This window comes from Arthrobacter sp. K5 (assembly GCF_040448525.1).
Taxonomy (GTDB): Bacteria; Actinomycetota; Actinomycetes; order Actinomycetales; family Micrococcaceae; genus Arthrobacter; species Arthrobacter globiformis.
Genome location: NZ_CP159279.1, coordinates 3,444,407 through 3,467,019 on the forward strand (window position 1 = coordinate 3,444,407; position 22,613 = coordinate 3,467,019).

At 68.5% G+C, this 22,613-nt stretch carries 22 protein-coding genes and 1 pseudogene; 8 read left to right on the forward strand and 15 right to left on the reverse strand.

Annotated features, from left to right (window positions below; all coding sequences use genetic code 11):
- Nucleotides 1-46 precede the first annotated feature (46 nt).
- From ABRP34_RS15650 to ABRP34_RS15665, 4 genes are read left to right on the forward strand one after another with little or no spacing between them, the layout of a single operon-like run.
- Entirely contained in the window at nt 47-1,297 is a 1,251-nt protein-coding gene (locus ABRP34_RS15650) for a CaiB/BaiF CoA-transferase family protein (protein WP_353710903.1), read from the forward strand.
- Nucleotides 1,294-2,286, forward strand: a complete 993-nt coding sequence (locus ABRP34_RS15655) for a hydroxymethylglutaryl-CoA lyase (RefSeq protein WP_353710904.1) — start codon at nt 1,294-1,296, stop codon at nt 2,284-2,286. Before ABRP34_RS15650 ends, ABRP34_RS15655 begins: the two co-directional genes overlap by 4 nt.
- Before the next feature lie 2 nt (nt 2,287-2,288).
- Entirely contained in the window at nt 2,289-3,278 is a 990-nt protein-coding gene (locus ABRP34_RS15660) for a D-glycerate dehydrogenase (RefSeq protein ID WP_353710905.1), read from the forward strand.
- Nucleotides 3,275-4,261, forward strand: coding sequence for a glycerate kinase (locus tag ABRP34_RS15665; RefSeq protein WP_353710906.1), 987 nt, complete (start codon nt 3,275-3,277; stop codon nt 4,259-4,261). Before ABRP34_RS15660 ends, ABRP34_RS15665 begins: the two co-directional genes overlap by 4 nt.
- 77 nt (nt 4,262-4,338) lie before the next feature.
- On the opposite strand, the gene ABRP34_RS15670 is transcribed toward ABRP34_RS15665, so the two are convergent.
- Nucleotides 4,339-5,130 (reverse strand): IclR family transcriptional regulator, encoded by a 792-nt coding sequence (locus ABRP34_RS15670; RefSeq protein WP_003805797.1) that lies wholly within the window; start codon nt 5,128-5,130, stop codon nt 4,339-4,341.
- 109 nt (nt 5,131-5,239) lie between these two features.
- On the opposite strand from ABRP34_RS15670, the gene ABRP34_RS15675 reads away from it, so the two are divergent.
- Nucleotides 5,240-6,034, forward strand: a complete 795-nt coding sequence (locus ABRP34_RS15675; protein WP_353710907.1) for an alpha/beta hydrolase — start codon at nt 5,240-5,242, stop codon at nt 6,032-6,034.
- A 1-nt stretch (nt 6,035) separates the two neighbouring features.
- Here the strand turns inward: ABRP34_RS15675 and ABRP34_RS15680 are convergent, their stop codons facing one another.
- Genes ABRP34_RS15680 through ABRP34_RS15705 form a run of 6 tightly spaced genes read right to left on the reverse strand, consistent with a single transcriptional unit; the run spans nt 6,036 to nt 9,964 of the window.
- Nucleotides 6,036-6,857, reverse strand: a complete 822-nt coding sequence (locus ABRP34_RS15680) for an alpha/beta hydrolase (protein WP_353710908.1) — start codon at nt 6,855-6,857, stop codon at nt 6,036-6,038.
- 10 nt (nt 6,858-6,867) lie between these two features.
- On the reverse strand, nt 6,868-7,149 hold the full coding sequence (locus ABRP34_RS15685; protein ID WP_353710909.1) for an aminotransferase class I/II-fold pyridoxal phosphate-dependent enzyme: 282 nt from the start codon (nt 7,147-7,149) through the stop codon (nt 6,868-6,870).
- Nucleotides 7,052-8,029, reverse strand: coding sequence for a pyridoxal phosphate-dependent aminotransferase (locus ABRP34_RS15690; protein WP_353710910.1), 978 nt, complete (start codon nt 8,027-8,029; stop codon nt 7,052-7,054). Before ABRP34_RS15690 ends, ABRP34_RS15685 begins: the two co-directional genes overlap by 98 nt.
- On the reverse strand, nt 8,029-8,637 hold the full coding sequence (locus ABRP34_RS15695) for an RraA family protein (RefSeq protein WP_353710911.1): 609 nt from the start codon (nt 8,635-8,637) through the stop codon (nt 8,029-8,031). The genes ABRP34_RS15690 and ABRP34_RS15695 overlap by 1 nt, the downstream gene beginning before the upstream one ends.
- On the reverse strand, nt 8,634-9,296 hold the full coding sequence (locus ABRP34_RS15700; protein WP_353710912.1) for an RraA family protein: 663 nt from the start codon (nt 9,294-9,296) through the stop codon (nt 8,634-8,636). The genes ABRP34_RS15695 and ABRP34_RS15700 overlap by 4 nt, the downstream gene beginning before the upstream one ends.
- Entirely contained in the window at nt 9,296-9,964 is a 669-nt protein-coding gene (locus tag ABRP34_RS15705) for an RraA family protein (protein WP_353710913.1), read from the reverse strand. Before ABRP34_RS15705 ends, ABRP34_RS15700 begins: the two co-directional genes overlap by 1 nt.
- A 79-nt stretch (nt 9,965-10,043) precedes the next feature.
- Between ABRP34_RS15705 and ABRP34_RS15710 the strand changes: the two genes are divergently transcribed.
- Entirely contained in the window at nt 10,044-10,943 is a 900-nt protein-coding gene (locus ABRP34_RS15710) for a LysR substrate-binding domain-containing protein (protein ID WP_003805781.1), read from the forward strand.
- An 82-nt stretch (nt 10,944-11,025) separates the two neighbouring features.
- On the opposite strand, the gene ABRP34_RS15715 is transcribed toward ABRP34_RS15710, so the two are convergent.
- The 7 genes from ABRP34_RS15715 to ABRP34_RS15745 are packed head-to-tail and all read right to left on the reverse strand — an operon-like array spanning nt 11,026 to nt 18,535.
- Nucleotides 11,026-12,450, reverse strand: coding sequence for an NtaA/DmoA family FMN-dependent monooxygenase (locus tag ABRP34_RS15715; protein WP_353710914.1), 1,425 nt, complete (start codon nt 12,448-12,450; stop codon nt 11,026-11,028).
- A 10-nt stretch (nt 12,451-12,460) separates the two neighbouring features.
- Complete coding sequence (locus ABRP34_RS15720; protein ID WP_353710915.1) at nt 12,461-13,612, reverse strand: LLM class flavin-dependent oxidoreductase; 1,152 nt, start codon at nt 13,610-13,612, stop codon at nt 12,461-12,463.
- Nucleotides 13,609-14,475, reverse strand: coding sequence for a DUF1684 domain-containing protein (locus ABRP34_RS15725; protein ID WP_353710916.1), 867 nt, complete (start codon nt 14,473-14,475; stop codon nt 13,609-13,611). Before ABRP34_RS15725 ends, ABRP34_RS15720 begins: the two co-directional genes overlap by 4 nt.
- The gene (locus ABRP34_RS15730) at nt 14,453-15,619 is read right to left on the reverse strand and encodes an LLM class flavin-dependent oxidoreductase (RefSeq protein ID WP_353710917.1); all 1,167 of its coding nucleotides are present in this window, start codon (nt 15,617-15,619) and stop codon (nt 14,453-14,455) included. The genes ABRP34_RS15725 and ABRP34_RS15730 overlap by 23 nt, the downstream gene beginning before the upstream one ends.
- Nucleotides 15,616-16,638, reverse strand: a complete 1,023-nt coding sequence (locus tag ABRP34_RS15735) for an ABC transporter substrate-binding protein (protein ID WP_353710918.1) — start codon at nt 16,636-16,638, stop codon at nt 15,616-15,618. The genes ABRP34_RS15730 and ABRP34_RS15735 overlap by 4 nt, the downstream gene beginning before the upstream one ends.
- A gap of 11 nt (nt 16,639-16,649) precedes the next feature.
- Nucleotides 16,650-17,474, reverse strand: a complete 825-nt coding sequence (locus tag ABRP34_RS15740) for an amino acid ABC transporter ATP-binding protein (RefSeq protein WP_353710919.1) — start codon at nt 17,472-17,474, stop codon at nt 16,650-16,652.
- Nucleotides 17,475-17,479: 5 nt separating this feature from the next.
- The gene (locus tag ABRP34_RS15745) at nt 17,480-18,535 is read right to left on the reverse strand and encodes an amino acid ABC transporter permease (protein WP_353710920.1); all 1,056 of its coding nucleotides are present in this window, start codon (nt 18,533-18,535) and stop codon (nt 17,480-17,482) included.
- Between the two features lie 258 nt (nt 18,536-18,793).
- Between ABRP34_RS15745 and ABRP34_RS15750 the strand changes: the two are divergent.
- Both ABRP34_RS15750 and ABRP34_RS15755 read left to right on the forward strand, forming a co-directional pair.
- Nucleotides 18,794-20,707 (forward strand): annotated as a pseudogene (locus ABRP34_RS15750) (FAD/NAD(P)-binding protein); the annotation flags it as partial.
- Nucleotides 20,708-20,737: 30 nt separating this feature from the next.
- The gene (locus ABRP34_RS15755) at nt 20,738-21,262 is read left to right on the forward strand and encodes a GNAT family N-acetyltransferase (protein ID WP_175305030.1); all 525 of its coding nucleotides are present in this window, start codon (nt 20,738-20,740) and stop codon (nt 21,260-21,262) included.
- On the opposite strand, the gene ABRP34_RS15760 is transcribed toward ABRP34_RS15755, so the two are convergent.
- Nucleotides 21,211-22,500 (reverse strand): ammonium transporter, encoded by a 1,290-nt coding sequence (locus ABRP34_RS15760; protein WP_353710921.1) that lies wholly within the window; start codon nt 22,498-22,500, stop codon nt 21,211-21,213. The two genes, ABRP34_RS15755 and ABRP34_RS15760, sit on opposite strands and share 52 nt — an antisense overlap.
- Between the last annotated feature and the right edge of the window lie 113 nt (nt 22,501-22,613).

Sequence of the window (22,613 nt, forward strand, 5' to 3'; positions counted from 1 at the left end):
AGACCCTGTGCGTTCCCGGTCTACGCCAACGAAAGAAGAAGACACCATGACACCACCACGCATCGCGCCCCTGGAAGGCATCCGCGTCCTGGAACTCGGAAACTACATCGCCGCACCGACGGCTGGAAGGCTCCTTGCAGACTTCGGCGCCGAGGTCATCAAGGTGGAGCGGCCGGGAACCGGTGACGAGCTGCGCAACTGGCGCCTGCACAAGGGCGACACCTCCATGCTGTACCGGACCATCAACCGCAACAAGAAGTCCGTGGTGCTGGACCTGCGGACCGAGGCCGGAAAGCAGGCGGTGCTGAAGCTCGCCGCCAAGTCGGACATCCTGCTGGAAAACTTCCGTCCGGGCACGCTGGAGAAGTGGGGCCTCGGGCCGGAGGTCCTCAATCAGGCCAACCCGGACCTCATCATCACGCGGATCTCAGCCTTCGGGCAGACAGGCCCGCTGTCCCAGCGTCCGGGCTTCGCCGCCGTCGCCGAAGCGTACGGGGGGTTCCGGAACCTAGTCGGCGACCCGGACCGCGCACCTGTCCGGGTGGGCGTTTCGATCGGGGACTCGATCGCCGGACTCTATGCCGCCTTCGGGTCCATGATGAGCCTGTACCAAAGGGAAGCACGACGGCGGGACACGGCCGGCGCTGTGCCGCTCACCGAGCGGATCATCGACGTGGCGCTCAACGAGGCCATGTTCTCCATGATGGAATCCCTGATCCCCGACTACCAGGCGTACGGAGTTGACCGGCAGCGTGTGGGTGGCCGAATGGAGGGGATTGCGCCTTCAAATGCCTACATCTGCAGGGACGGCGCCAGCATCGTGGTCGCCGGCAACGGGGACTCCATCTACCAGCGGTACATGCAGACCATCGGCCGCCCCGACCTGGCAGAGGACCCTGCGCTGCAGAGCAACGCCGGCCGGTGGTCCCGGCGCGAGGAACTGGACCACGCCATCGGTGCCTGGACCGCGGAACTGGATGCCGCCGACGCCCTGACAGCCCTGGACGCTGCCGGCGTCCCGGCGGGCCCCATCTACACAGCGGCGGACATCAGCACCGACAGCCAGTACGCTGCCCGCAACATGGTCCAGAAATTCGACGTCTCCACCGGCGAGGAGATCCTGCCCGGCGTCGGATTCCCGGGCATTGTTCCGGTGATCGGCGGCGAATCGCTCCCCATCCGGAACCTCGGCCCGGACCTGGGCGAAAACACGGCAGAAATCCTCGCCGGGCTCCTCGGCATGGACCCGGCAGAGATCAGCGCGGCATCGGGCCGCGAGGAGGCACTCCAGGCATGAACCAGCACGGAAACACCCTCGCCTCGACCCTGTCCGGCGCCATCCTGCGCGATGTCACGCTGCGGGACGGGCTGCAGCTCACCGGGAAAGTCCTGTCCACCGAACGGAAGCTGGAGACGGTCCGGGAATTGCTCCGCCTCGGCGTCCCGGCCATCGAGCTGGGCTCCATGGCTCGTCCGGACCTGGTCCCCACCATGGCCAACACGCTGGAGGTGGTCCAGAACCTCACGCCCGAAGAGCTGGAGCGATGCTGGATCTGGGTGGCCACCCCCGGCCACGTAGCCAAGGCCGCGGCCGCCGGTGCCCGCAACTTCCAGTACTGCCTCTCGGCGTCGGACTCGCACAACAAGGCGAACATCGGCCGCACCACTGACGAAAGCCTCGCTGCCCTGCCCCAGGCCGTGGAGTACGCGCAGGCGGTCAACGGGCAGATCCAGCTCTGCATCGCCACGTCCTTCACCTGCCCGTTCGAGGGAACCGTGCCTGAGGAGCGGGTCCTGGCGATCGCCAACGACCCCCGTGCTGAGGGAACCACGGACATCGTCCTCTGCGACACGCTGGGCCAGGCCATCCCCGCCCAGGTGTCGGGTCTCATCCAGCGGGTCCGGGCGGAATCCCCGGCGCGCCGGATCGTCTACCACGGGCACGACACCTGGGGCCTGGGCGTGGCCAACACCCTCGCCGCGATCCAGGCAGGAGCCGCCATGGTGGACGGCGCGCTTGGCGGACTTGGCGGCTGCCCCTTCGCTCCGGGGGCCAGCGGCAACACCTCCAGTGAAGACATCCTGTTCGCCACCCGGCCCGGCTGGGTGACTCCGGGAACTTTCGCGGACCTCGTTGTCCTGTCCGAGAAGCTGCTCGCCGAACTGGGCGAACCCAACCGCTCCAAGGCGGCACAGGGTGCCCGGTCCAAAGCCCCGGCGTTCGGCTGGGTGATCCCGTCGGACAGTCCCGCTTCCGCGACATCCTGCGCGACGGGAGGTGAGTAGGCGTGGGCAGCAGCTTCCTGGTCACCACCGCCATCCCGGACCCCGGGCTGCAGCTACTTTCCGATGCCGGGACGGTCACCGTGCTGCCGTCGCCTCCCGACTATGAAACGCTGGCGGCGCTGTGCGCCTCGGGAGAGTACGACGTCGTCCTCACCCAGCTGCGCGACGTCGTCGACGCCCCGTTGTTGGGCAGCGCGCGGGTGAAGGGTGTGTCCAACTTCGCGGTCGGCTACAACAACATCGACGTGGACGCCGCCACCCGCCACGGCATCCTGGTGGGCAACACCCCCGGGGTGCTGACGGATGCGACGGCGGACATCGCCATGCTGCTCATCCTCGGCACCGCCCGCCGCGTGGTGGAAGCGGACCGGCTGGTCCGCGATGGAGAATTCCACGGCTGGGAACCCGAGCTGCTGCTGGGCCGGGACGTTTCGGGCGCGGTGCTGGGCCTGGCCGGGTTCGGACGGATCGCCCGCGCCACCGCCCGCCGCGCCCTGGGCTTCGGGATGGAAATCCTCTTCGCGCCGCGGCCTCCCGGGCACCGGCCGGTCAGTGACGAGGAGCTGGGCGAATTCGCGGGGAAGGTGCGGCAGGTTTCCTGGGATGAGCTGGTGGAACGCAGCGACTTCTTGTCCCTGCACGTCCCGCTCAATGAGCAGACCAGGCACCTGGTGGACCGGGCGGTGCTCGAGCGGATGAAGCCCGATGCCATTCTGATCAACACCGCCCGCGGCCCGGTGGTGGACGAAGCCGCCCTGGTCGAGGCGCTCCGGGACCGGGTCATCGCCGGTGCCGGGTTGGACGTGTTCGAGGACGAGCCGCGGCTCGCACCCGGACTCGCCGAGCTGCCCAACACCGTGCTGCTGCCGCACGTGGGCAGTGCCACCGTCCCGGTCCGCAGCGAGATGGCCCGCCTCAGCGCGCTGAACGCCGTCGCGATCGCCGAGGGACGCACCCCGCCGCACGCCGTCAACACCCTCACCGGCACATGACCGTCCTGGTTGCCCCGGACAGCTTCAAGGGGACGTACGCGGCAGCGGACGTGGCCGCGGCCATCGCCGCCGGCATCCGTGACGCAGGCGGGACGGCGACGGAACTGCCCGTCGCCGACGGCGGGGAGGGAACGTTCGACGCGCTGTGCAGCAGCCTGCAGGCGTCGGCTGTTTCCGTCGTCGCGCAGAACCCCTGGGGTGAGCCGCTCGCGGCGGCCATCGGGCTGGCAGCGGACGGAACCGCCGTCGTCGAGCTTGCGCAGGCCAGCGGCCTGACGGTGCCGAGCAGCGGACCGCGTGATGCGGTGTCGGCCAGCACCTACGGCACGGGCATGATGGTTTCCGCCGCGGTGGACGCCGGCGCCACGCACGTCATGGTGGCAGCGGGCGGCTCCGCCACCACCGACGGGGGTGCCGGTGCCGTCCAGGCGATCAATGACGGCGGCGGCCTCCGGGGTGCCCGGCTCACTGTGCTCTCCGATGTCACGTCGACTTTCCTGGAGGCGCCGCGGATTTTCGGGCCGCAGAAGGGCGCCGGCCCTGCCGAGATCGGACTGCTGGAACAGCGGCTCAGGCAACTCGCGGAGTCGTATCCCCGCAACCCCGTTGGCGTGCCGCGCACCGGCGCGGCGGGCGGCCTGTCCGGCGGATTGTGGGCCCACTTCGGCGCCGAGCTGGTGTCAGGGGCCGACGCCGTCCTGGATGCCGCGCAGTTCGACGGGCACCTGGCTGCCGCGGACGCCATCGTGGTGGGTGAGGGGCGGCTCGATTCGCAGACCGGGGAAGGCAAGATCATCTCGGCCATCCTGGAAAGGGTTCGCAGATCGGGGCGGACCATCCCCGTGGTGGCCGTGGTGGGGTCCGTCGCGGCGGACCTCGGCGGGTACGCCCGGAACTTCAGCGAGATACTCGTGGCCTCCGACGCCGCGGCGATGTACGCGGCGGGGAAGTCGCTGGCCTGGTACTCGGCGGCGCGCCTGTAGCGCTGCGGTTTGCCTGGCAGCGGGGTCTCCCGGCGGGGTTTCCGGGCGCGGTTTTCCGCGGGGCGCGAGCCGCAGCCCTACGCCTCGCCCGGAAACCGACCGCCGATCAGCCTGGTCATGTGCTCGGCGGTCGCAAGCAGCGGCTCCACCCAGGCCTCACAGGTCTCCAGGGGCATGCGCAGGGTAGGTCCGCTGATGGTCACCGCGCCCACCAGTCCGGCCGCGGAGTCGAAAACCGGTGCGGAAAGCCCCGAAGCCCCGTGTTCGCGCTCAGCCACCGTGATCGCAAAGCCGTCCGTCCGGGTCTGCTTCACCACGCTTTCCAGGTCTTCGGAACTGGTAATCGTGGACTCGGTGATCGGCTCCAGCGGATCCTTGAGGACGGCGTCCATGAGCTCGGGATCCCACGCCAGCAGGACCCGGCCCGCGGAGCCGGCGTAGAGCGGAAGCACCTTGCCAAGATGCATCTCCCGGCGCAGTGCGTGGCGGGTCTCAGCCATGGCGACACACACCCGGTAATGCTGCTCGGCCTTGAAGAAGCAGGCCGTCTCGCCAGTGGTGTCCCGCAGGGTCTTCAACAGGGGGCTGAGAACGTCGATGACTTCCATGCCCCGCGTGGCCGGAGCCGCCCAGTATGCCATCCGCATGCCGATGCGGTAGGCATCCTCCTCCCGGTCCAGGAAGCCCTGGGAGGTGAGGTTGGTGACCAGCCGCTGGACGGTGGAAGTGGGCATCCCGGTGTACTCCCGAATGTCGCTCAGCGAGAGCACCGGCCGGGAGAGCGAGAAGGCATCCAGGATCGACGTGATCTTCCCCAGGACGAGCAGGGGGTTGCTGCTGGATTTGGCTGAAGCATCGGCTGCCGACATAGGACTCACGCTAGACCGTGGCTTCACCACGGTCCAATTTCGCTGGCCAACCCCACAGCCCATTCTTCGCCCAGTCTGCAGTCCGGCCCTCTGCAGGTAAATTGAACGGGTGACGTTGAAAAGGGCCGTCGCTCCCGACGGGGCCGAGCTTGCCTGGGCTGAGGAAGGCCAGGGCGAACCGCTGCTGCTGGTGGCGGGCCAGGCCACAGGAATGGCCGGCTGGAATCCGGTGGTGCCCGGCCTGGCCCGGTCGTTCCGGGCCATCCGCTTCGACCACCGCGGCATCGGCACCAGCACCGAAGGCTGTGCGCAAAACTACGGCACGCGGGCCTTTGCTGCGGACGCGGTTGCGGTTCTCGACGCGGCCGGCGTCGGCAAGGCGCACGTCTACGGGCACTCGATGGGCGGCCGGGTCGCCCAGTGGTTGGCCGTGGACTTCCCTTCCCGGGTGGTTTCGCTCGTCCTGGCGGCGACGAGCGCTGGCGACGCCGGGGGAGTAGGACGCGACCCTTCCGCGACCGCCGCCCTCATCAGCGGAGACCCCGCGCAGATGGCACCCTTGTTTTTCAGTCCTGACTGGACCCGCGCAAACCCGGCGGCCGTTGCCGCGTTTTTCCGGGTCCAGGCATCGGCCGCCGTGAAAAGCCGGCACTTCAGGGCAAGCCGGCTGCACGACGCCTGGGATGTTCTTGCCTCAATCCAGGCCCCGACCCTGATCATCCACGGCAGCGAAGATGCCCTCGCGCCTGTTGCCAACGCCGTCATGATGGCGGAGCGGAGTCCAAACTCGCAGCTGATCCAGGTCGACAGCGGCCGGCACGGACTTCATCTGGACGAGGCCCGGGTCCAGACGTGGATCGAGGACTTCCTGTCACTGGCGGTCCCCGCGGGAGCCGCGCACTGAGCTAGGCGGAGTGTTCCGCCCGTGCCTGGAAGGCGGCAATCCTGCGCCACATTTCCGGGGCGTTGGAGTACATGGGGAAGTGTCCGCTGTTGGGGATTTCGGCCAGCTCCACGCCGTTGGCGGCCAGGTGCGGCAGGTAACTCAGAGTGTTGTTCTGCTCGCCGTACATGAACATCCGCGGGAACGGCAGGGAGAGGAACTTCTCCATCAGGTCTGCGTTGTCTGAGAGGTCCACCATGGATTCAAAGATTCCCCGGACGGCCCGGGCGCGTACCTTGTAGCGGACACTCGTGGCATACAGCGGGCTCGAGTAGAACGGCGCAGCCCAGTTCCGGGCGATGAAGTCTTCCAGGAACTGCTCCGGGTCCTCATGCGGGTGCAGGAAAATCTGGCGGCTCAGGAAGCAGTCCTCCGGTGCGACGTTTCCCTCGATGTCGGTGAAGCTTGCCACGCGTTCCGGGTGTTGATGGGCGAGCATCAGGGAGGTCAGTCCGCCCATCGAGTGACCCACCAGGTCGAACCGGTCGATGCCCTGCTCGGCGAGTGCCGCCAGGGCCGTTTTGACCAGGAAGGGGATGGAGATCCTGTCCAGGTCGGCGCATTCTGACTCACCGCAGCCCGGCGCGTCATAGGCGAAGACGGGCCGGCCGGCGAAGGCAGGCTGCAGTGCAACGTCGGCGTAATCCTCCTTGGTGGAGCCGAAGCCGTGCAGGAACACGATCGGGAGCCCGGTGCCTTCGCGGCTGATGCAGGACAGGCGCACCCCGGTCCCGTCGATGCTCAGCGGCAGCCAGTGCCGGGTCAGGCCTGCGTGGATGGTCAAGGTATTCCTTTCAGTTGGTTCGCGCGTCCGCGCGCGTCATGTCCCGGACTGTCGACGCGAAACGCACGAGCCCTTCTTTGAGGCTGTCGACGTCGGTGGCGAAGGAGATGCGGATGTGGCCCTCGCCGGAGGGCCCGAACTCGCTGCCGGACCGGACCAGGACGCCGGCCTCGGCAAAACGCTCGGCCATCTCGTCAGAGGTCAGGGATGAGGTGATCCTGGGGAAGGCGTAGAACGCGCCCTGGGGCGTGAGCATTTCGACGCCGGGCAGCCCGGTAAGGAACTCGACCACGATGTCCCGCCGCTGTTGGTAGGACAGCGCAGCGGCCTGAAGGTCGGCGTCGGGAATCTGGGGCAGTGAATGCCGCGTCCTGGATGAACGTGCTCAGCGGACCGTTGAGGGTGCGGTGAATGGTGTTGATCCGGCTGGCCAGTTCCGCGGGGGCCACCACATGCCCCAGCCGCCAGCCGGTCATGGCGTAGGTCTTGGAGAACGTGCTGCAGCAGATCACCTGGTCCCGGACGTTTGCCAGCGTCATGGCTGAGGTGAAGGCACCGCCGTCAAAGGTGATGTCCGCATAGGCTTCATCGGCCAGCAGCAGCAGTTCGGGGTTGTCCTGGAGGAGCTGCTCGAGCCGGTGCAGGTCACTGTCGGGGTAGACCCGGCCGGTGGGGTTTCCGGGATTGCAGAGGATAATCATCCGGGCGTCCGCCGCCTGGTGCTGGAGGGTGTCCAGGTCCAGGGAGCCGCCGGCGAGGTTCGGTACCCAGATGACCTCTGCGCCGATCATGGCTGCATGGTCGGCATAGAGGGAGTAGGTCGGTTCGGGGATCAGGATCCTGTCCCCCGGGTTGACCAGGGCAAGCATGGTTGCTGCGAGCCCGGCGCTGCCGCCATGGGTGAGCACGATCTCCTCGGACATTGTGGGCCGGCCGTATTTGGCGGTTGTGTACCTGGCGAGGGCGTGCTGCAGTTCGGGGGAGCCGGCCATCGGTGCGTACCGGGTCCGGCCCGAGGTCAAGGCGTTCACGGCTGCTTCGACGATGGCTGTAGGGGTGCCGGCGTCCGGTTCGCCCATGGCCAGGGAAATGGCGCCGGGTTTGCCGGCACCGAGGGTCTTGGGCCGACGGCTGCTGCTGATGATGCGTTCCACGGCATGGCTGGCGGACATCACCAGCTCCCCTCAGTCTTCAGGCCGTACAGTTCGAGCGTGGTTTTGCCGGCCCTGATGTCGGCGATGATCCGTTGCTCGTCGGCGACGCGCTGGTCGGCGCGGCTGATGATGACGGCTGCGGAGTCCTGGGGCAGGACGACGACTCCGTCCGCGTCACCGACGACCAGGTCGCCGGTGTGGACCACGACGCCGCCCACGCGGACGGGGGAGCGCATGTCGCCCGGGTAGTCCTTGACGGTCCCGACGACGGTGACGTGCCGGGAGAAGACGGGAAAGTTCATGGCGGCCATTTCCTCGGAGTCGCGGACGCCGCCGTCGACTACCAGCCCAAGAATTCCACGGTGCTGCGCGGCGACTGCGAGCACTTCACCCCAGTGGCCGTAGGCCGCGCCCTGCAGGTCCACGACCAGCACGCTGCCGGCCGGTGCGGCCAGGACGGCGTTGTGGAGAGCAAGGTTATCGCCGCCGATGCCCCGGACGGTGAACGCGGGCCCGGCGACTTTTGCCCCGGCCCAGGCGGCGCGGAGGCCCGGATCGCAGGCGCAGGGCAGCTTGGCGGCTTCGTACAGTGTGGCCGCGGAGTGTCCGCCGGCTGCGGCGCTCATGCTTTCCTCCACTGGAGGTCGTGGTAGCCGAGGTCTGCGCGGGCCTGGACCAGGGTGGATCCTGCCTTGACGGCCTCGACGATCCTGGCCTCGACGCCTTCGATGCGTACGGCGATCTCAGCGATCTCTTCGGCACGTGACGCCGGAACCGCCAGGGCGCCGTCGGCATCTCCGCAGATGATGTCCAGCGGGGAGATTTCGACGTCGTTGATGGTCACCGGGGCGTTGACGGCGACGAGCCGCACGCGGTCCTTGCTGGTGCGCATGAACCGGCCGCGGCTGAACAGCGGATAGTTCTGCCGGAGGGCAGCGTTCAGGTCGCGGCAGACGCCGTTGATGACAGTGCCGCCGAGGCCGCGGGCGGCCGCGATTTCGGTCATGATGCCGCCCCAGACGGTGACGTCGGTGCGGGCGTGGTTGTCGATGAGCACGACGGCGCCCGGCGGGACGTCGTCCAGGAAGTCGCCGACGCTGCCGCGTTCGGAGCCTGCGGGTTCGTACTGGACGGTGAAGGCCGGCCCGCCGATGCGGAAGTCGTAGGTCAGCGGAGCGAGGCCGTGCAGGGTGCCGTGGATGCCGAGGGAATCCATGGCATCTGAAATGGACGCGGTGGGGATCGCCTTGAGGCGTGCGGCGATGTCTGAGGTGGTGGTGTTCATCAGTGTCCTTCGGTGGTTCCGGCCAGGCGCGCGTCACGCATGGCTTCATGGAGTGCGACGCCGGCGCGCAGGTCCGCGGCGATGCCGCGCTCCCGCTCGGCCACGGCCTGGGCCTTTTCCAGCACTTCTTCGGCGTAGGCGCGGGGCACGACGACGACGCCGGTCTCGTCGGCGAACACGACATCGCCGGGGGTAACGGTGACGCTGCCGAGCTGGACCGGTTCGCCGGTGGAGCGCTGCTGCAGCCGGCCCCGGGCGGTGGCCGGGATGCGTCCCTTGGCGAAGACAGGAAAGCTCATTTCGCGGGCTTCGTTGACATCGCGGCAGGCGCCGTCGGCTACTACGCCGCGGACGCCGTTCAGGGATGCGCCCAGGCTCAGGAGCCCGCCCCAGCAGGAGACGTCGGTGCGCCCTTCGTTGTTCACCACGATGACGTTCTCATCGGACGCGGCGGCGACCGCGGCGGAGCCGATGTGGGCGCCGGAAGGGCCGGGCACATACGGCTCGAGCTGGACGGTCACAGCGAAGCCGACGATCTTGGGATGGCCCCAGACCGGCAGAAAGCCGGTCTGCCCGGTCGGCAGGCCGAGGGCATCGAGCGCGTCGGAGACGGCGGCGGAATCAAGCTCCGCGTAACCGCTGAGGAGCTGGGTGTTTTGGGAAGTCATGCATCCAGTACAGGCCATCCCGTTGATATAGTGAAGGTCTAGTTTTGACTCGCTGTGAGACGAAGGGCGACTTGATCTGATGGTGGAGGTACGCCAGGCCCGGTACTTCATTGCCGTGGCCGAGGAGCTCCACTTCGGCCGTGCCGCGGACCGGCTTAAGATGTCGCAGCCGCCATTGAGCCAGGCCATACTCCAGCTGGAGCGCCAGCTGGGCGCCACACTGCTCAACCGCTCCAGCCGCAGCGTGCTGCTCACGGAAGCCGGTCATGTGTTCCTCGAGCAGTGCCGGATCCTGGTGGGCGCCTCTGAGCGTGCCCGGGAAGTTGCTGAGCTGGCGAGCTCCGGCAGGTCCGGGACGCTCCGGCTGGGTGCCGTCACCTCGGCGTTCAGCGAATTGCTGCCTGATGTTCTGCGCCGGTTCCGGGAGTCACGGCCGCAGGTGGACCTGCAGGTTTCGGAGATCGACTCCCACCACGGCCGGGATGCGTTGATGCGCCGCGAATTGGATGTGGCGGTGATCCGGCAGTCGGTCACCGGGCGGCAGCTGAAATCGCTGCCGCTCCGCCGGGATCACTTCGTGGTGGCCATGCCGAAGGACCACCGGCTGGCCGGTGGCGGGAAATCCGGCCCGGAACCCGTCAGCCTGGCTGACTTCCGGGACGACCCGTGGGTGTGGCTGCCGCGGCACATCTCGCCCGACTATCACGACGAGCTCGTGGCGGCGTGCCGCCAGGCAGGGTTCAGCCCCGAGGCTCACCACTATGCCAACTCCATCCATTCTCAGCTCGCGATGGTCGAGTGCGGGCTGGGCGTGACCCTGGTGCCGGAGAGCTCAGCCAGGCAGCATCCGGGCAGCAGCATTGTCTGGCGGGAACTGCGCAGACGGGTGGATCTTGTTGAGCTGTCCGTGGTCAGCCGCGCCGGCGGGGGTGAGCAACTGGTGGAACACTTCATCGAGTGCTTCCGTCCGGAGGGCTGACGCAATCACAAAACTCTCATCGGTTGCTCCGTCGGTGCCCTTTCGGAGGGTGAAAAGGGCACCTACGGAGCAACCGACCGGGTTAAAGGAGCTGCTCCCCGACGGTCAGCTGGAGCCGGACCGTGTCGGTGTCCTGCCGGACTGGCGTCGCCAGGCCGAGGTTCTCCCGCAGCGTGGCTCCGGCGTACTCCGTCGGATAGACGCCACGTTCCTGCAGCGCCGGGACGAGGTGGTTGACGATGTCGTCCAGGCCGGTGGGGATCAGCCACGGCGAGATGTTGAAGCCGTCCACGGCGCCGGTGCGGGCATACTCCGCCAGGCGGTCCGCCACCTCGGTGTAGGAACCCGTGAAGCTGGAGTCCCCGCGGCTGGTCCGGGCGGAGACGAACTGCCGGATGCTGAGGCCCTTGTCCTTTGCTTCGGCGCGCCACTGGTCCGCCAGCTGCTTGGCCTTGGCGCCGTGGAAACCGCTGCCGCGGGTCTCGGAGGTCTCCTCCACCACGGGGTCGATGTCCGGCAGCGGCCCGTCGGGATCGAAGCCCTGAAGCTCGCGGCCCCAGAACTGTTCGAGATACGCGATGGCCTGCTCGGGGCCGATCTGCAGGCTCCGCACCCAGTCCTTCTTCTCGAGTGCTTCCTGCGGGGTGGCGGCGAGGATGAATTCGCTCGCGGGCATGATCTTGACGTCGTTCGCGCCGCGGCCGGCCCTGACCGTGCGCTCGACGATGTCGCGGCGGAAGTCGAGGGCATCGTCGAGCCTCGGGTGGGCGGAGAAGATGACGTCGGCCTGCCGGGCAGCGAAGTCGCGTCCCTCCGGCGAGTCGCCCGCCTGGAACAGCACCGGCCGGTACTGGGCGCTGCGCGGCAGCCGGGGCACATAGTCCACCGTGTAGTGCTTGCCCTGGTGGTGCACCGGCCGGGATGAACCGGGTGCGGCCCAGGCGGGGGCGGCGGGCGTTTCGGCGATGGCGCCGTCCTCCCAAGAGTCCCAGATCCGCTTGGCCGTGGTGACGAACGCTTCGGCGTGGACGTACCGGTCGGCGTGGTCCAGGTAGCCGCCCCGGCGGAAGTTCGCGCCGGTCCAGGCGTTGTCCGTGGTGACCACGTTCCAGGCCGCACGGCCGCCGGAGAGCAGGTCCAGGCTGGACAGCCGGTGTGCCAGATCAGCGGGGTCGTTGTACGTGGTGTTCTGCGTGGCCACCAGGCCGATGCGGGTGGTCACGGCAGCCAGGGCGGCCAGCATGGTCTGCGCGTCAGGCCGGCCCACGACATCCAGCGCGTGCGGGCGGCCGAGGTGCTCGCGGAGCCGCAGCCCCTCACCGAGGAAGAACGCGGCGAACAGGCCCCGCTCGGCGGTCTGGGCGATGCGGCGGAAGGACTCGAAGTCGGTCTGTGATCCGGATTCCGGCGACTTCCAGACCGTACCCGAGTTCACGCCCTGGAAGAAGATGCCGAGCTGGAGCTTGCCGGAGGGCACGAAGCCGTTGCCGATGTGTGTGTCTGTCATGGGTTTCTCCCTAGTTCTCGGCCGCGGCGGGCGCGGATACGGCGGCATACCGGCTGGTGGGCCGCGGCAGGCCCAGCAGGTCCCGGAAGGTGGCACCGGGCTGCTGCGGTGCCAGCACGCCGCGGCGCCGGAGTGCAGGAAGCACCAGCTGGGCCAGCTCCTCCAGGTCCACGTCCAGGACCGCGGGGTGGAGGCGCACGCCGTCGGCAGTCTCCAAAACAGAGGCCAGCAGTTCAGTGAGCTCCGCTGCGGTGCCAATGAAACGGGCGCGGCTGCTCTGCCAGGGAGTATGCGCATCCAGCTCGGCGAGGCGCCCGGCGGCGCTTTGCCCGCGTGCGTCAAGGACGACGTCGAGCTCGGCGATGACGGCCGCGGCGGGAGCGGCAGCGCGGGCCTCGGCGATCTCGCCGGCAAGCAGCCCGGACGTGGGCGCTGAGACGAGCACGGCGTCCGCCGCCCCGGCGGACAGCCGGTCGGCGCCCAGCAGGCCGGCCGGTGCGAGGACCGGCAGCTGGCCCTGCAGGGGACGGGGGATGATGGACGGCCCTTTGACCGAGTAGCCGGCGCCGCTTTCAAAATCGACGTAGTGCAGCTTGTCGGCGTCGATGTACCGGCCGGTGGCGACGTCGCGGATCACGGCGTCGTCCTCCCAGGAATCCCAGAGCCGGCGGCCGACCTCGATCGAATCGGCGGCCTCCCGGCCCAGCCCGTCAGCAGGGACTAAAGAACGTCCGACGGCGGCAGCGTCAGCCGCCTGGTCCGAGGCAGCCACCAGCCAGCCGGCGCGGCCGCCGGACACGTAGTCCAGGCTGGCCAGCTGCGTTGAGATGTGGAACGGCTCCGTGTAGACGGTGTCCACCTCGGGGACCAGCACGATGGAAGCGGTGACCGGGCCGGCAAATGCCGCGCGCTGGAGGGCGTTCAGCCGGCCAGGGATATCGCGGCCGTCCGCCGAATCGGCCGCAGGCGTCAGCGGTCCGTCCGCGAACGTGGCCACGTGGAACCCGGCCGATTCGGCGGCCAGCACGGTGGCGCGGACCCGCGTTCCGTCCAGCAGCTCGGCGGGGGTGTGCCGGGCCTTGCGCCAGGCGGCGGGGTGCCCGCCGTCGCCGTCCAGTTCGAGCGCGAGGAAACCAGTAGAGGGGGTGGCTGCAGTGCTCACTGTCCGGCCTGCCTTTCGTGGGGGATCTGTTCGCCCGCTTCGATGGCCACCGGCAGGCGGTTTTCGGCCGGCGGCAGCGGGCAGGTGGCGAGGTCGGTGTACGCGCACGGAAGGTTCACGGCGCGGTTGAAGTCCAGGGTCACGCGGCCGTCCGCGTCCGGTGCGCCCACCGTGAGCGAGCGGTTCGCCGCGTACGTGGTCTTGCCGGACGTCGCGTCCGTGAACAGCACGGACAGGGTGCCCGGCGCGTGGCCGTTGAAAGCCGTGAGGGTGAGGTTCCGGCCGTCCAGCTCGAACCGGATCTGGCCGGGTGCCTCGTACACGTGCACGATGCCCTCGACCGCGGCCCCTACTGTGGTGGGCCGGGGCGACTCGAACGGCACGTACACGCCCTCGACGGCGAAGCGCTGGTCCGGCGCGTAGGCCGGCGTGCCGCGGTACTCGTTGAGCAGCGGGTTTTCCGGGTGCCGCGGCCGGACGATGTATTCCCCGCCGCGCTTGGCGAGTTCGACGACGGCGGGACCCGCAGTGAGGATGATGCCCTCACGCTCGGCGATGGGATCGAAGACGACGGCGGTGACGCCGTCGGCTGTCAGCTCCCGGCCGTCCCGCAGCAAGCTTTCGCCGGCCTCCAAAACTACGGTGACGGCGTCGTCCTGCACGCTCCAGATGCCCGGAACGCCCTCGAGCCGGGAGGGTTCCGCACCCAGCCAGTGCAGGTGGGTGACGGCGAGGAAGCCGTGGGGGTCAGCGCGGCGGCGCTCGTGCGCGGCGTGCCACTGCTCCCATGCGGCGGCGAAGGCGGCCGCATCCTGTTGATCGGGCCTGTCGAGATCCGGTTCAGTGTGCGTAGACGTAGGCAATGTCGCTCCTGTGGTTGTCGTGGTCGGTGGTGACGGCGGAGGCGGCGTCCGGTTGGGTGGCTCCCGCAAAACCGGGACGGCCGCCAAAGGGATCCGCGGACTCCCAGAGGGTGGTGGGGGCTGATGCGCGCACGGCCGGGACCACCTCGAGCGCGAACCGCTCCAGGATGTCCAGCTGCTGCTCGAAAGGCAGGGTGGTGGGCGGCGAGATGGACTGCAGGCTGTGCCCGTACAGCTCGTGGTAGCTGAGGATCTTGTCGATCACCTGTTCCGGGCCTCCGACGAGTGCCGGGCCCTCCGCCACCGCGTGGTCGATGTCCCGGAACGGCGAGTTGTTGCCGGGAACATTGCGTGCAGCCGCGAGGCCCTCGTACACCGGACCGTACTGGCGCTTTGCCTCCTGCGTGGTGTCGGCAATGAAGACACCGCCGGCCCCGCTGCCTGAACCCACGTAGCGGTGCCGCGGATCGTGGCCGTGCCGCTCGTACTCCGCCACGTAGTGGTCGATGAGCACCTTGTAGTTTTCCCGCGGCTGGATGGCGTTCGCGGTGAACAGCGGGTCGCCCCAGCGCGCGGCCAGCGCCGCCGACGTCAGCGTTGTAGCAGACCCGTGCCAAATCCGCGGAGAACCGGCGTAGGGGCGGGGCGTGGTGGTGGTTTTGTCGGGCAGCGCCGGACGGAAGCGGCCGGACCACGTGACGTCCTCCTCGCGCCAGAGCCGGCGCAGCAGGGCGTACTTCTCCTCCAGCAGGCCCCACTGGTCCGCCAGGTCCAGGCCGAAGAGCGGGTACTGCAGCACCTCGTTGCCCTTGCCGATCACCAGTTCCAGCCGTCGGCGGCTGAGCTGGTCGATCGTGGCGTAGTCCTCGGCCACGCGCACCGGATCCAGGACGGACAGGACGGTGACCCCGCTCTGCAGCCGGATCCGGGAGGTGACGGCGGCGATGGCGGCAAGCACCGTGGTGGGGGAGGACGAGATGAACTCCCCGGCGTGCCGCTCACCGACGGAGAAGCTGTCATAGCCGAGCTCCTCGGCGCGCCGTGCGGTCTGCACCACCTGGTTCAGCCGGTCGGCGGTGGAGACGATCTCCCCGGTGACCGGGTTCTTCAGGTGCGGAATGATGTCCAGGACCTGGAACTTCATTTCGCAGCACCCGCCTGTGTGCCCGCGAAGTTGGCCTCGGTCACGGTCTTGGATTCCGGCAGGGCCTCCTCGGACAGCCCCCAGCGGTCCAGCACCCCGGCGTAGGAGCCGTCCTTGATGGCGGAGTTCAGTGCCTCGGTGATCACCGGTGCCAGGCCGTTGCCTTTAAGCGTGGTGGCGGCCACCAGGGTCTCGGACGGCCAGCCGGCGTTGACCTTGCCGACGATCTTGAGGTCGTCGCGGGTGTTTTCCCGGTAGACCGTCGAGGGGTAGGGCGCGATGTTCAGGTCGGTCCGGCCGGAGGACAGCGCCAGGATGGTGTCGGCGTCGGAGGAGTAGTACTGCAGGCTGGCGGGCTCCTTGCCCTTGGCCTCAAGCTCCTTGTTCCAGGCCAGCAGGATCTTCTCCTGGTTGGTGCCCGAGCCCACGGAAACCTTCAGGCCGGAGATGTCGTCGGCGCCCTCGATGTTGTAGGACGAGGACTTCTTCGCCTCGAAGCCCATGTACGCCGCCCGGTAGCTGGCGAAGTCGAACAGCTTCACCCGGTCCTTGTTGATGCCCACGTTGGAAAACACGGCCTCGAAGTCGCCGGACTGGGTTTTCAGCGGCCAGTTCTCCCAGGAGGTGACCTGGACGTCGAGCTCCAGGCCCAGCTTGTCTGCCACCAGCTGGGCGATGTCCAGCTCGGAGCCGATGGGCGTCTTGTCGTCCGTGGCATGGAAGGACAGCGGGATGGAGGCGGCAGTGGTGGCCACCGTGAGCTTGCCGTCCTTGCCGATCAGCGCCGGTACCTTCGCGGCCAGCGCGGCGTCCTTTTCGGCGCGGATCCGCTGCTGGTCCGGTGACGTGTTGTAGACGACGCCGTTGCGGGCCGCCGTCGTCGCCGCACCCGATGCGGCGCGGGCTGAACCGCCGGAGGCGGCGGCGCCGGGATCGGAGCAGGCGGACAGGGCCCCGGTGCTCAGCAGCGTACCGAGAAGAACGACGGCGGGCAGTTGCCGCCGGGAGAAGCGAGACATGCGGTTTCTCCTTAGATATTGAAGGCAGGCTCGATCACCTTGGAGAAGAAGCTCCTGGTGCGTTCTTCCTGCGGGTTGGTGAAAATGTCCTGGGGTTTGCCCTGTTCAACGATCTGGCCCTGGTCCATGAACACCACGGTGTCGGCCACGTCGCGGGCAAAGCCCATCTCGTGGGTGACGATGATCAGGGTGGTGCCCGATTTGGCCAGCTCGCGGATCACGTCCAGCACCTCGTTGACCAGCTCGGGGTCAAGGGCGGAGGTGGGCTCGTCGAAGAGCAGGATCTTCGGGTCCAGTGCCAGGGCCCGGGCAATGGCGACGCGCTGCTGCTGGCCGCCGGAGAGCTGGCGGGGGTAAGCATCGGCGCGGTCCCGCAGGCCGACCCGGTCCAGGAGTTCCAGGCCGCGCTCGCGGGCCTCGGCCCGGGACCGTCGGGGTTTTCCGGGGCGCGGGGCGACGACGGGTGCCTCGGTCACATTCTCCAGCGCCGTGAGGTGCGGGAACAGGTTGAAGTTCTGGAACACCATGCCGATTTCGGTGCGCTGCTTCAGGATGTCCCTCTCGGGAAGCTCGTGCAGCTTGTTCCCTTTGACCCGGTAGCCCACCAGCTCGCCGTCGATGGCGATGAACCCGGCATCCACCTTTTCCAGGTGGTTGATGGTCCGCAGCAGGGTGGACTTCCCGGAACCCGAGGGGCCGACGATGACGGCCACCCCGCCGGGCTCCACCGTCAGGGAAATGCCCTTCAGGACTTCGGTGGGGCCAAAGGTCTTCCGGACCTTGGTGATTTCCACTAGCCCGCGCGTGGCGGCGGGGGCTTCAAGTGTTGTGCTCATCCGTATCATTTCCTTCCGGCGGTGTTGACCGGGGCGTGGGTGGCCAAGAACTTCCGGGCCTTCTGCAGCGGCGTGAGGGGCAGGGTGCGCACGGCGCCCTTGGAGTAGTGGCGTTCGATGTAGTACTGGAACACGCTGAGCACGGAGGTGATCACCACGTACCAGAGCGTGGCCACGAGCAGCAGCGGCAGGACCTGCTGGGTGCGGTTGTAGATGACCTGGACGGTGTAGAAGAGCTCCGAGTAGGCCAGGACGTAGACGATCGAGGTGCCCTTGACCAGTCCGATGATCTCGTTGAAGGCCGTGGGCAGGATGGCGCGCATGGCCTGCGGCAGCACGATCCGGGTGGACCTGCGCCAGGCGGGGATGCCCAGGGCGGCTGCCGCCTCGAGCTGGCCCTGGTCCACGGACAGAATGCCGCCGCGGATGATCTCGGCAGAGTAGGCGGCCTGGTTCAGCGTCAGGCCGAGCACGGCGGCCGCGAACTGGCTGATCAAGGTGGTGGTCTGCGCCTCGAAGAACCGGATGTCCGTGAACGGGATGCCGAGGCTGATCTTCTCGTAGAGGTAGCCCAGGTTGTACCAGAGGAGCATCTGGACCAGCAGCGGCGTGGACCGGAAGATCCACGAGAACGTCCAGGACACGGAAACCAGCAGCGGCGAGGCGGACAGCCGCATTAGGGCGAGGATGAAGCCCAGGATGAAGCCGAGGACCCCGGAGATTGCCGTGAGCTTGAGGGTCTCCACCAGGCCGTTCACCACGGACTTGGCGGTGAACCACTGGGCCACCACGCCCCATTCCCAACGCGGGTTCGTTGCCAGGGACCACGCCACGGCAGCCACCCCGAGTGCCACCAGCACGGTGCCCACCCAGCGCCACGGGCGGCGGGCGGGGACCAGCCGGTAGTCGGCGTAGTCGACGGCGGCACGCAGCCCTGCGGGACGGACCGGCTCCGCTGGAGACGGTGTCCCGGCAGCCGGTGCGTCGGCGGCGGCCGGTGCGTCGCGTGTGGACTGTGCCTCAGGTGTGGATTGTGACGTCCTGGTTGCTGCTGAACTCATGCGCCATCTCGCTTCTTCCGGTCGGTCATTCGGGGTAGTTGGCTGCAAATCTAGGTGCGCCCGGGAGGTCCGGCAAAGCGCTCCGTTGCAATCGTTCACGCGGCTTAGCGGGGCGTCATGAGACGAATTCTTGCGCTGATTTACCCGCCGTTACGCGGGGTGAACGGGCGTGACAGGGCCCTCGACCGGGGGTTTGTCCAGACCCTAGATTGAGGGCCCAACCCCTTTCTAAGCGGCCCTTTCTCACTAGGAGTTCCGATGCCAGCGCAGCACCCATCCGTAGTCTTCATCGGCGGTGGCCCGCGCACGGCCGGCATCCTCGAACGGCTCGCGGCCAACAGGCCCGGGCTCACGGACGGCCCGGTGCAGATCCACATCGTGGAGCCGCACGAACCCGGTTCCGGCAGGATCTGGCGCTTCGACCAGGAGCCCGGCCTCATGATGAATTCCACCGCGGCGGACGTCACGATGTTCACCGACTCCTCGGTGCTGTGCGACGGGCCCCCCATCGACGGGCCAGGACTGGCCGCGTGGGCTGCCGGAGTCCGGGACGGTTCCATCACCGACGTGCCCGCCATGCCGCCGCACCTGCAGGAACAGCTGCGCTCGCTGACAGACAGCTCCTTTGCCACGCGGCAGTTGCAGGGCAAGTACCTTGAGTGGTTCTTCCGCCGCGCCGTCCGGGCCCTGGGCAGCGACGTCCGCGTCACCGTCCACCGCGACACCGCGCTCAGCGTCGAACCGCGCGACGGTGGCAATTACGTGGACCGGAAGTCCGACGACGGGGGGTACAGCGTGCGGCTGGCCGGCGGCGGCACGCTGCACGCCGACGTCGTGGTTACCGCCCTGGGGCACACCGACGCGGAGCCGGACCCCCGCTCCGCCGCCTGGACCGATTTCGCGGCCCGGCACGGCGGGTTCCATGCAGCACCCAGCTACACCACCGACGTCGACTATTCCCCCATCGCCCCCGGACAGGACGTCATCGTCTCCGGCATGGGACTGGCCTTCGTGGACCTGCTGGTGCTGCTCACCGAAGGCCGCGGCGGGCGCTTTGAAGAGACGTCCGACGGCGGGCTGCGCTACCTTCCGTCCGGGGCCGAACCCAGGCTCTGGGCCGGGTCGCGCCGCGGTGTGCCGTTCCACTCCAAAATCTCCGTGGCACTGCGCGGCGAGCCGGCGGGCGCGCCCCGCTTCTTCACCGCCGACGCCGTCGGCGCGCTCCTGGCGGAGCACGCTGAACTGGATTTCCGCGCCCACCTCTGGCCCCTGATCGCGAAGGACGCCGGCTACGGCTACTACCGGGAGCTGTTCACCGGCAGCCCGGAACGCGTTGCGCTCGGCTGGGACGAGTTTGCCGTGCGGTTTGCCGCCCTGGACTGGTACAGCAGCGCGCGGCATGAGCTCGTTGCCGCGGCAGTGCCGGACGCCGGGCTGCACCTGGACCTCGAACGGCTGGACCGGCCGTTCGGCGGGCAGATCTTTTCCGGCCACGATGACGTACAGGAGGCGGTGGCCGCCTACATCGAGCGTGACCTCGAACTGCGGACGGGACCGGACCACCCGGAAACGTTGGCACTGTTCATGGCACTGCTGAGGGTGTACATGGAACTGGGCAGGATTGTCCCGCCCGAACGGCTGAACGCGCGCTCGCAGGAGGAAGTGCACGGCTGGTGGCACGGGTTCTTCAGCTTCGTGGATTCCGGTCCGCCGCCCCGCCGGCTGCGTGAGATGCTGGCCGCCCACCGCGCCGGGCTGCTGCACTTCCTGGGACCGGGACTGTCGGTGGCCGCCGACGACGCCACCGGCGAGTTCGTGGCGACGTCGGCGCAGTCACCAGTGAGCGTGCGGGCGAAGGCCTTCATCGAGGCGCGGCTGCCCGGTCCCGCCGTGGCCCGTTCCGCCAACCCGCTGCTCCGTTCGCTGCACGGCGCGGGCCTGGGAGCGGAGCAGCACCTGCTCACGTCGGACGGCGCCCACTCCACCGGACGCCTCCTCGTCACCTCGGGCCACCGGATCGTGGGCCGCAGCGGTGACACCCGGAGCCGCCTGTTCGGCATCGGCCCGGGGACCTCCGGCTGGGGAGCGGGCGCGTTTGCCCGTCCCGGCACCAACGCGGCGCCGTTCCGGGAGAACGACGCCCTGGCCAGAAGGATCCTTACTGCCGTGTCTATTCCAGCTCTTACCGTCCTCGAACTGCCCATGCACGATCCCCGGGTCCGCCCGCTCCTGGACGAGCTCGCCGTCGAGTATGACACCCGCTACGGCGACCTGTTCGGCCGGGGCGCGGCGGCGGAAGAACTGAACAGGTATCCGGCCGAGGAATTCGAAGCACCGGGTGGCGCCCTGCTGATCATCCAGGAGAACGGCGAGTCCGTGGCCGGCGGGGCTTACCGCCGCTACGACGCGGAAACCGCCGAGTTCAAGCGGATCTGGACGCACTCGGCGCACCGGCGGCGGGGCCTGGCGCGGCGGGTGCTGGCGGAACTGGAGCGGCTGGCCGCGGAGCGCGGGTACCGCAGCGTGTACCTCACCACGGGCCCGCGCCAGCCGGAGGCCAAGCACCTGTACCTGAACACCGGGTACACGGCGCAGTTCGACCTCGCCGCCGACCCCGAAACCATAGGTCCGCTGGCGTTCACGAAGGACCTGGCTGTCCTTGCCGGGGGACCGGCTCAGGACCGGGGCGCGGAGCCCAGGTTCACGGGATCTTCGTCCGTCAGGTAGGCGAACTCGGAGTGGGCGGCGATGTCGATGCCGCGCAGTTCGTCCTCTTCGTGGATGCGCAGGCCCATGGCCATGTCCACCACCTTGGCGATCACCCAGGTCAGGCCGAAGGAGTAGACCAGCACGGCAACGGTGGCGAGCGACTGGATGCCCAACTGCGTCAGACCGCCGCCGTACAGCAGGCCGCTGACGCCGTTGGGCGCGCTGTCCGTGGCGAAGATGCCAATCAGGAGCGTGCCGATGATGCCGCCCACGAGGTGCACGCCCACCACGTCGAGTGAGTCATCGAAGCCGAGGCGGAACTTCCATTCGATCGCCAGCGAGCAGACAGCACCGGCGATGGCGCCGATGGCCACGGCACCGAGCGGGCTGACCGCACCGCAGGCCGGGGTGATGGCCACGAGCGCGGAAACCAGCCCCGAGGCTGCGCCCAGGCTGGTGGTGGCGCCGTGCCGGATCCGTTCCACGAGAGCCCAGGCGAGCAGGCCAGCGGCGGCCGCCACGGCTGTGTTGAGGAACACCACCGACGCCGAATGGCCGGCGGTCAGCGCGGAGCCGGCGTTGAAGCCGAACCAGCCGACCCACAGCAGGCCGGCGCCCACCAGCACCAGGGGACGGCTGTGGGGCTTGGAATGCTCCATCTTGGGCCAGCCGGAGCTGCGGCCCAGGACCAGCGCCAGGGCGAGCGCGGCGGCACCGGCGTTCATATGCACGGCTGTTCCGCCGGCGAAGTCGATGGCCTTGATGCCGTTGGCAATCCACCCGCCGGTCACCGAGCCGTCCGCCGAATTGAACGCGAACACCCAGTGCGCGATGGGGAAGTAGACCAGCGTGGCCCATATCCCGGCGAACACCATCCAGGCGCCAAACTTCATCCGCCCGGCGGCCGCGCCGGCAACGAGCGCGGTGGTGACGCAGGCGAAGAACAGCTGGAAGGCCGTGAACAGCGCCGCGGGCAGGGAGGCATCGGGGTTGTCTGTCAGCATCGGCTCGAGGCCTGCATACTGCGTGATGTTCCCGATCAGGCCCAGGCCGTTCACTGAGTTGCCAAAGGCCATCGAGTATCCAAAGAGTGCCCACAGCACGGCTACGAGGCTGGCCCCGCCGAAGCACATCATCATCATGTTCAGGATCCGGCGCGACCCCACCATGCCTCCGTAGAAGAGGGCTAGGGCGGGAATCATCATGCATACCAGTGCAGAACTTGCGAGGATCCAGGCAACATCTCCAGCGTTCATTTCGAACTCCACTCAAGAAATCGGTGGTGGCATTTTGCTGAGACCCGGACGAATGCCGTTTGTCCCCAAAACATAGGGCACCGCCAGCTGCGGTGGGTTTCAGGAATGTAAAT

Coding starts and splice junctions, on each gene's coding strand:
- ABRP34_RS15695 (WP_353710911.1), bottom strand. CDS start 8,637: ATGAGCGCCGCAGCCGGCGGACACTCCGCGGCCACACTGTACGAAGCC.
- ABRP34_RS15735 (WP_353710918.1), bottom strand. CDS start 16,638: ATGTCTCGCTTCTCCCGGCGGCAACTGCCCGCCGTCGTTCTTCTCGGT.
- ABRP34_RS15730 (WP_353710917.1), bottom strand. CDS start 15,619: ATGAAGTTCCAGGTCCTGGACATCATTCCGCACCTGAAGAACCCGGTC.
- ABRP34_RS15745 (WP_353710920.1), bottom strand. CDS start 18,535: ATGAGTTCAGCAGCAACCAGGACGTCACAATCCACACCTGAGGCACAG.
- ABRP34_RS15740 (WP_353710919.1), bottom strand. CDS start 17,474: ATGAGCACAACACTTGAAGCCCCCGCCGCCACGCGCGGGCTAGTGGAA.
- ABRP34_RS15665 (WP_353710906.1), top strand. CDS start 3,275: ATGACCGTCCTGGTTGCCCCGGACAGCTTCAAGGGGACGTACGCGGCA.
- ABRP34_RS15650 (WP_353710903.1), top strand. CDS start 47: ATGACACCACCACGCATCGCGCCCCTGGAAGGCATCCGCGTCCTGGAA.
- ABRP34_RS15705 (WP_353710913.1), bottom strand. CDS start 9,964: ATGACTTCCCAAAACACCCAGCTCCTCAGCGGTTACGCGGAGCTTGAT.
- ABRP34_RS15690 (WP_353710910.1), bottom strand. CDS start 8,029: ATGTCCGCCAGCCATGCCGTGGAACGCATCATCAGCAGCAGCCGTCGG.
- ABRP34_RS15655 (WP_353710904.1), top strand. CDS start 1,294: ATGAACCAGCACGGAAACACCCTCGCCTCGACCCTGTCCGGCGCCATC.
- ABRP34_RS15710 (WP_003805781.1), top strand. CDS start 10,044: ATGGTGGAGGTACGCCAGGCCCGGTACTTCATTGCCGTGGCCGAGGAG.
- ABRP34_RS15760 (WP_353710921.1), bottom strand. CDS start 22,500: ATGAACGCTGGAGATGTTGCCTGGATCCTCGCAAGTTCTGCACTGGTA.
- ABRP34_RS15700 (WP_353710912.1), bottom strand. CDS start 9,296: ATGAACACCACCACCTCAGACATCGCCGCACGCCTCAAGGCGATCCCC.
- ABRP34_RS15670 (WP_003805797.1), bottom strand. CDS start 5,130: ATGTCGGCAGCCGATGCTTCAGCCAAATCCAGCAGCAACCCCCTGCTC.
- ABRP34_RS15715 (WP_353710914.1), bottom strand. CDS start 12,450: ATGACAGACACACACATCGGCAACGGCTTCGTGCCCTCCGGCAAGCTC.
- ABRP34_RS15755 (WP_175305030.1), top strand. CDS start 20,738: ATGCACGATCCCCGGGTCCGCCCGCTCCTGGACGAGCTCGCCGTCGAG.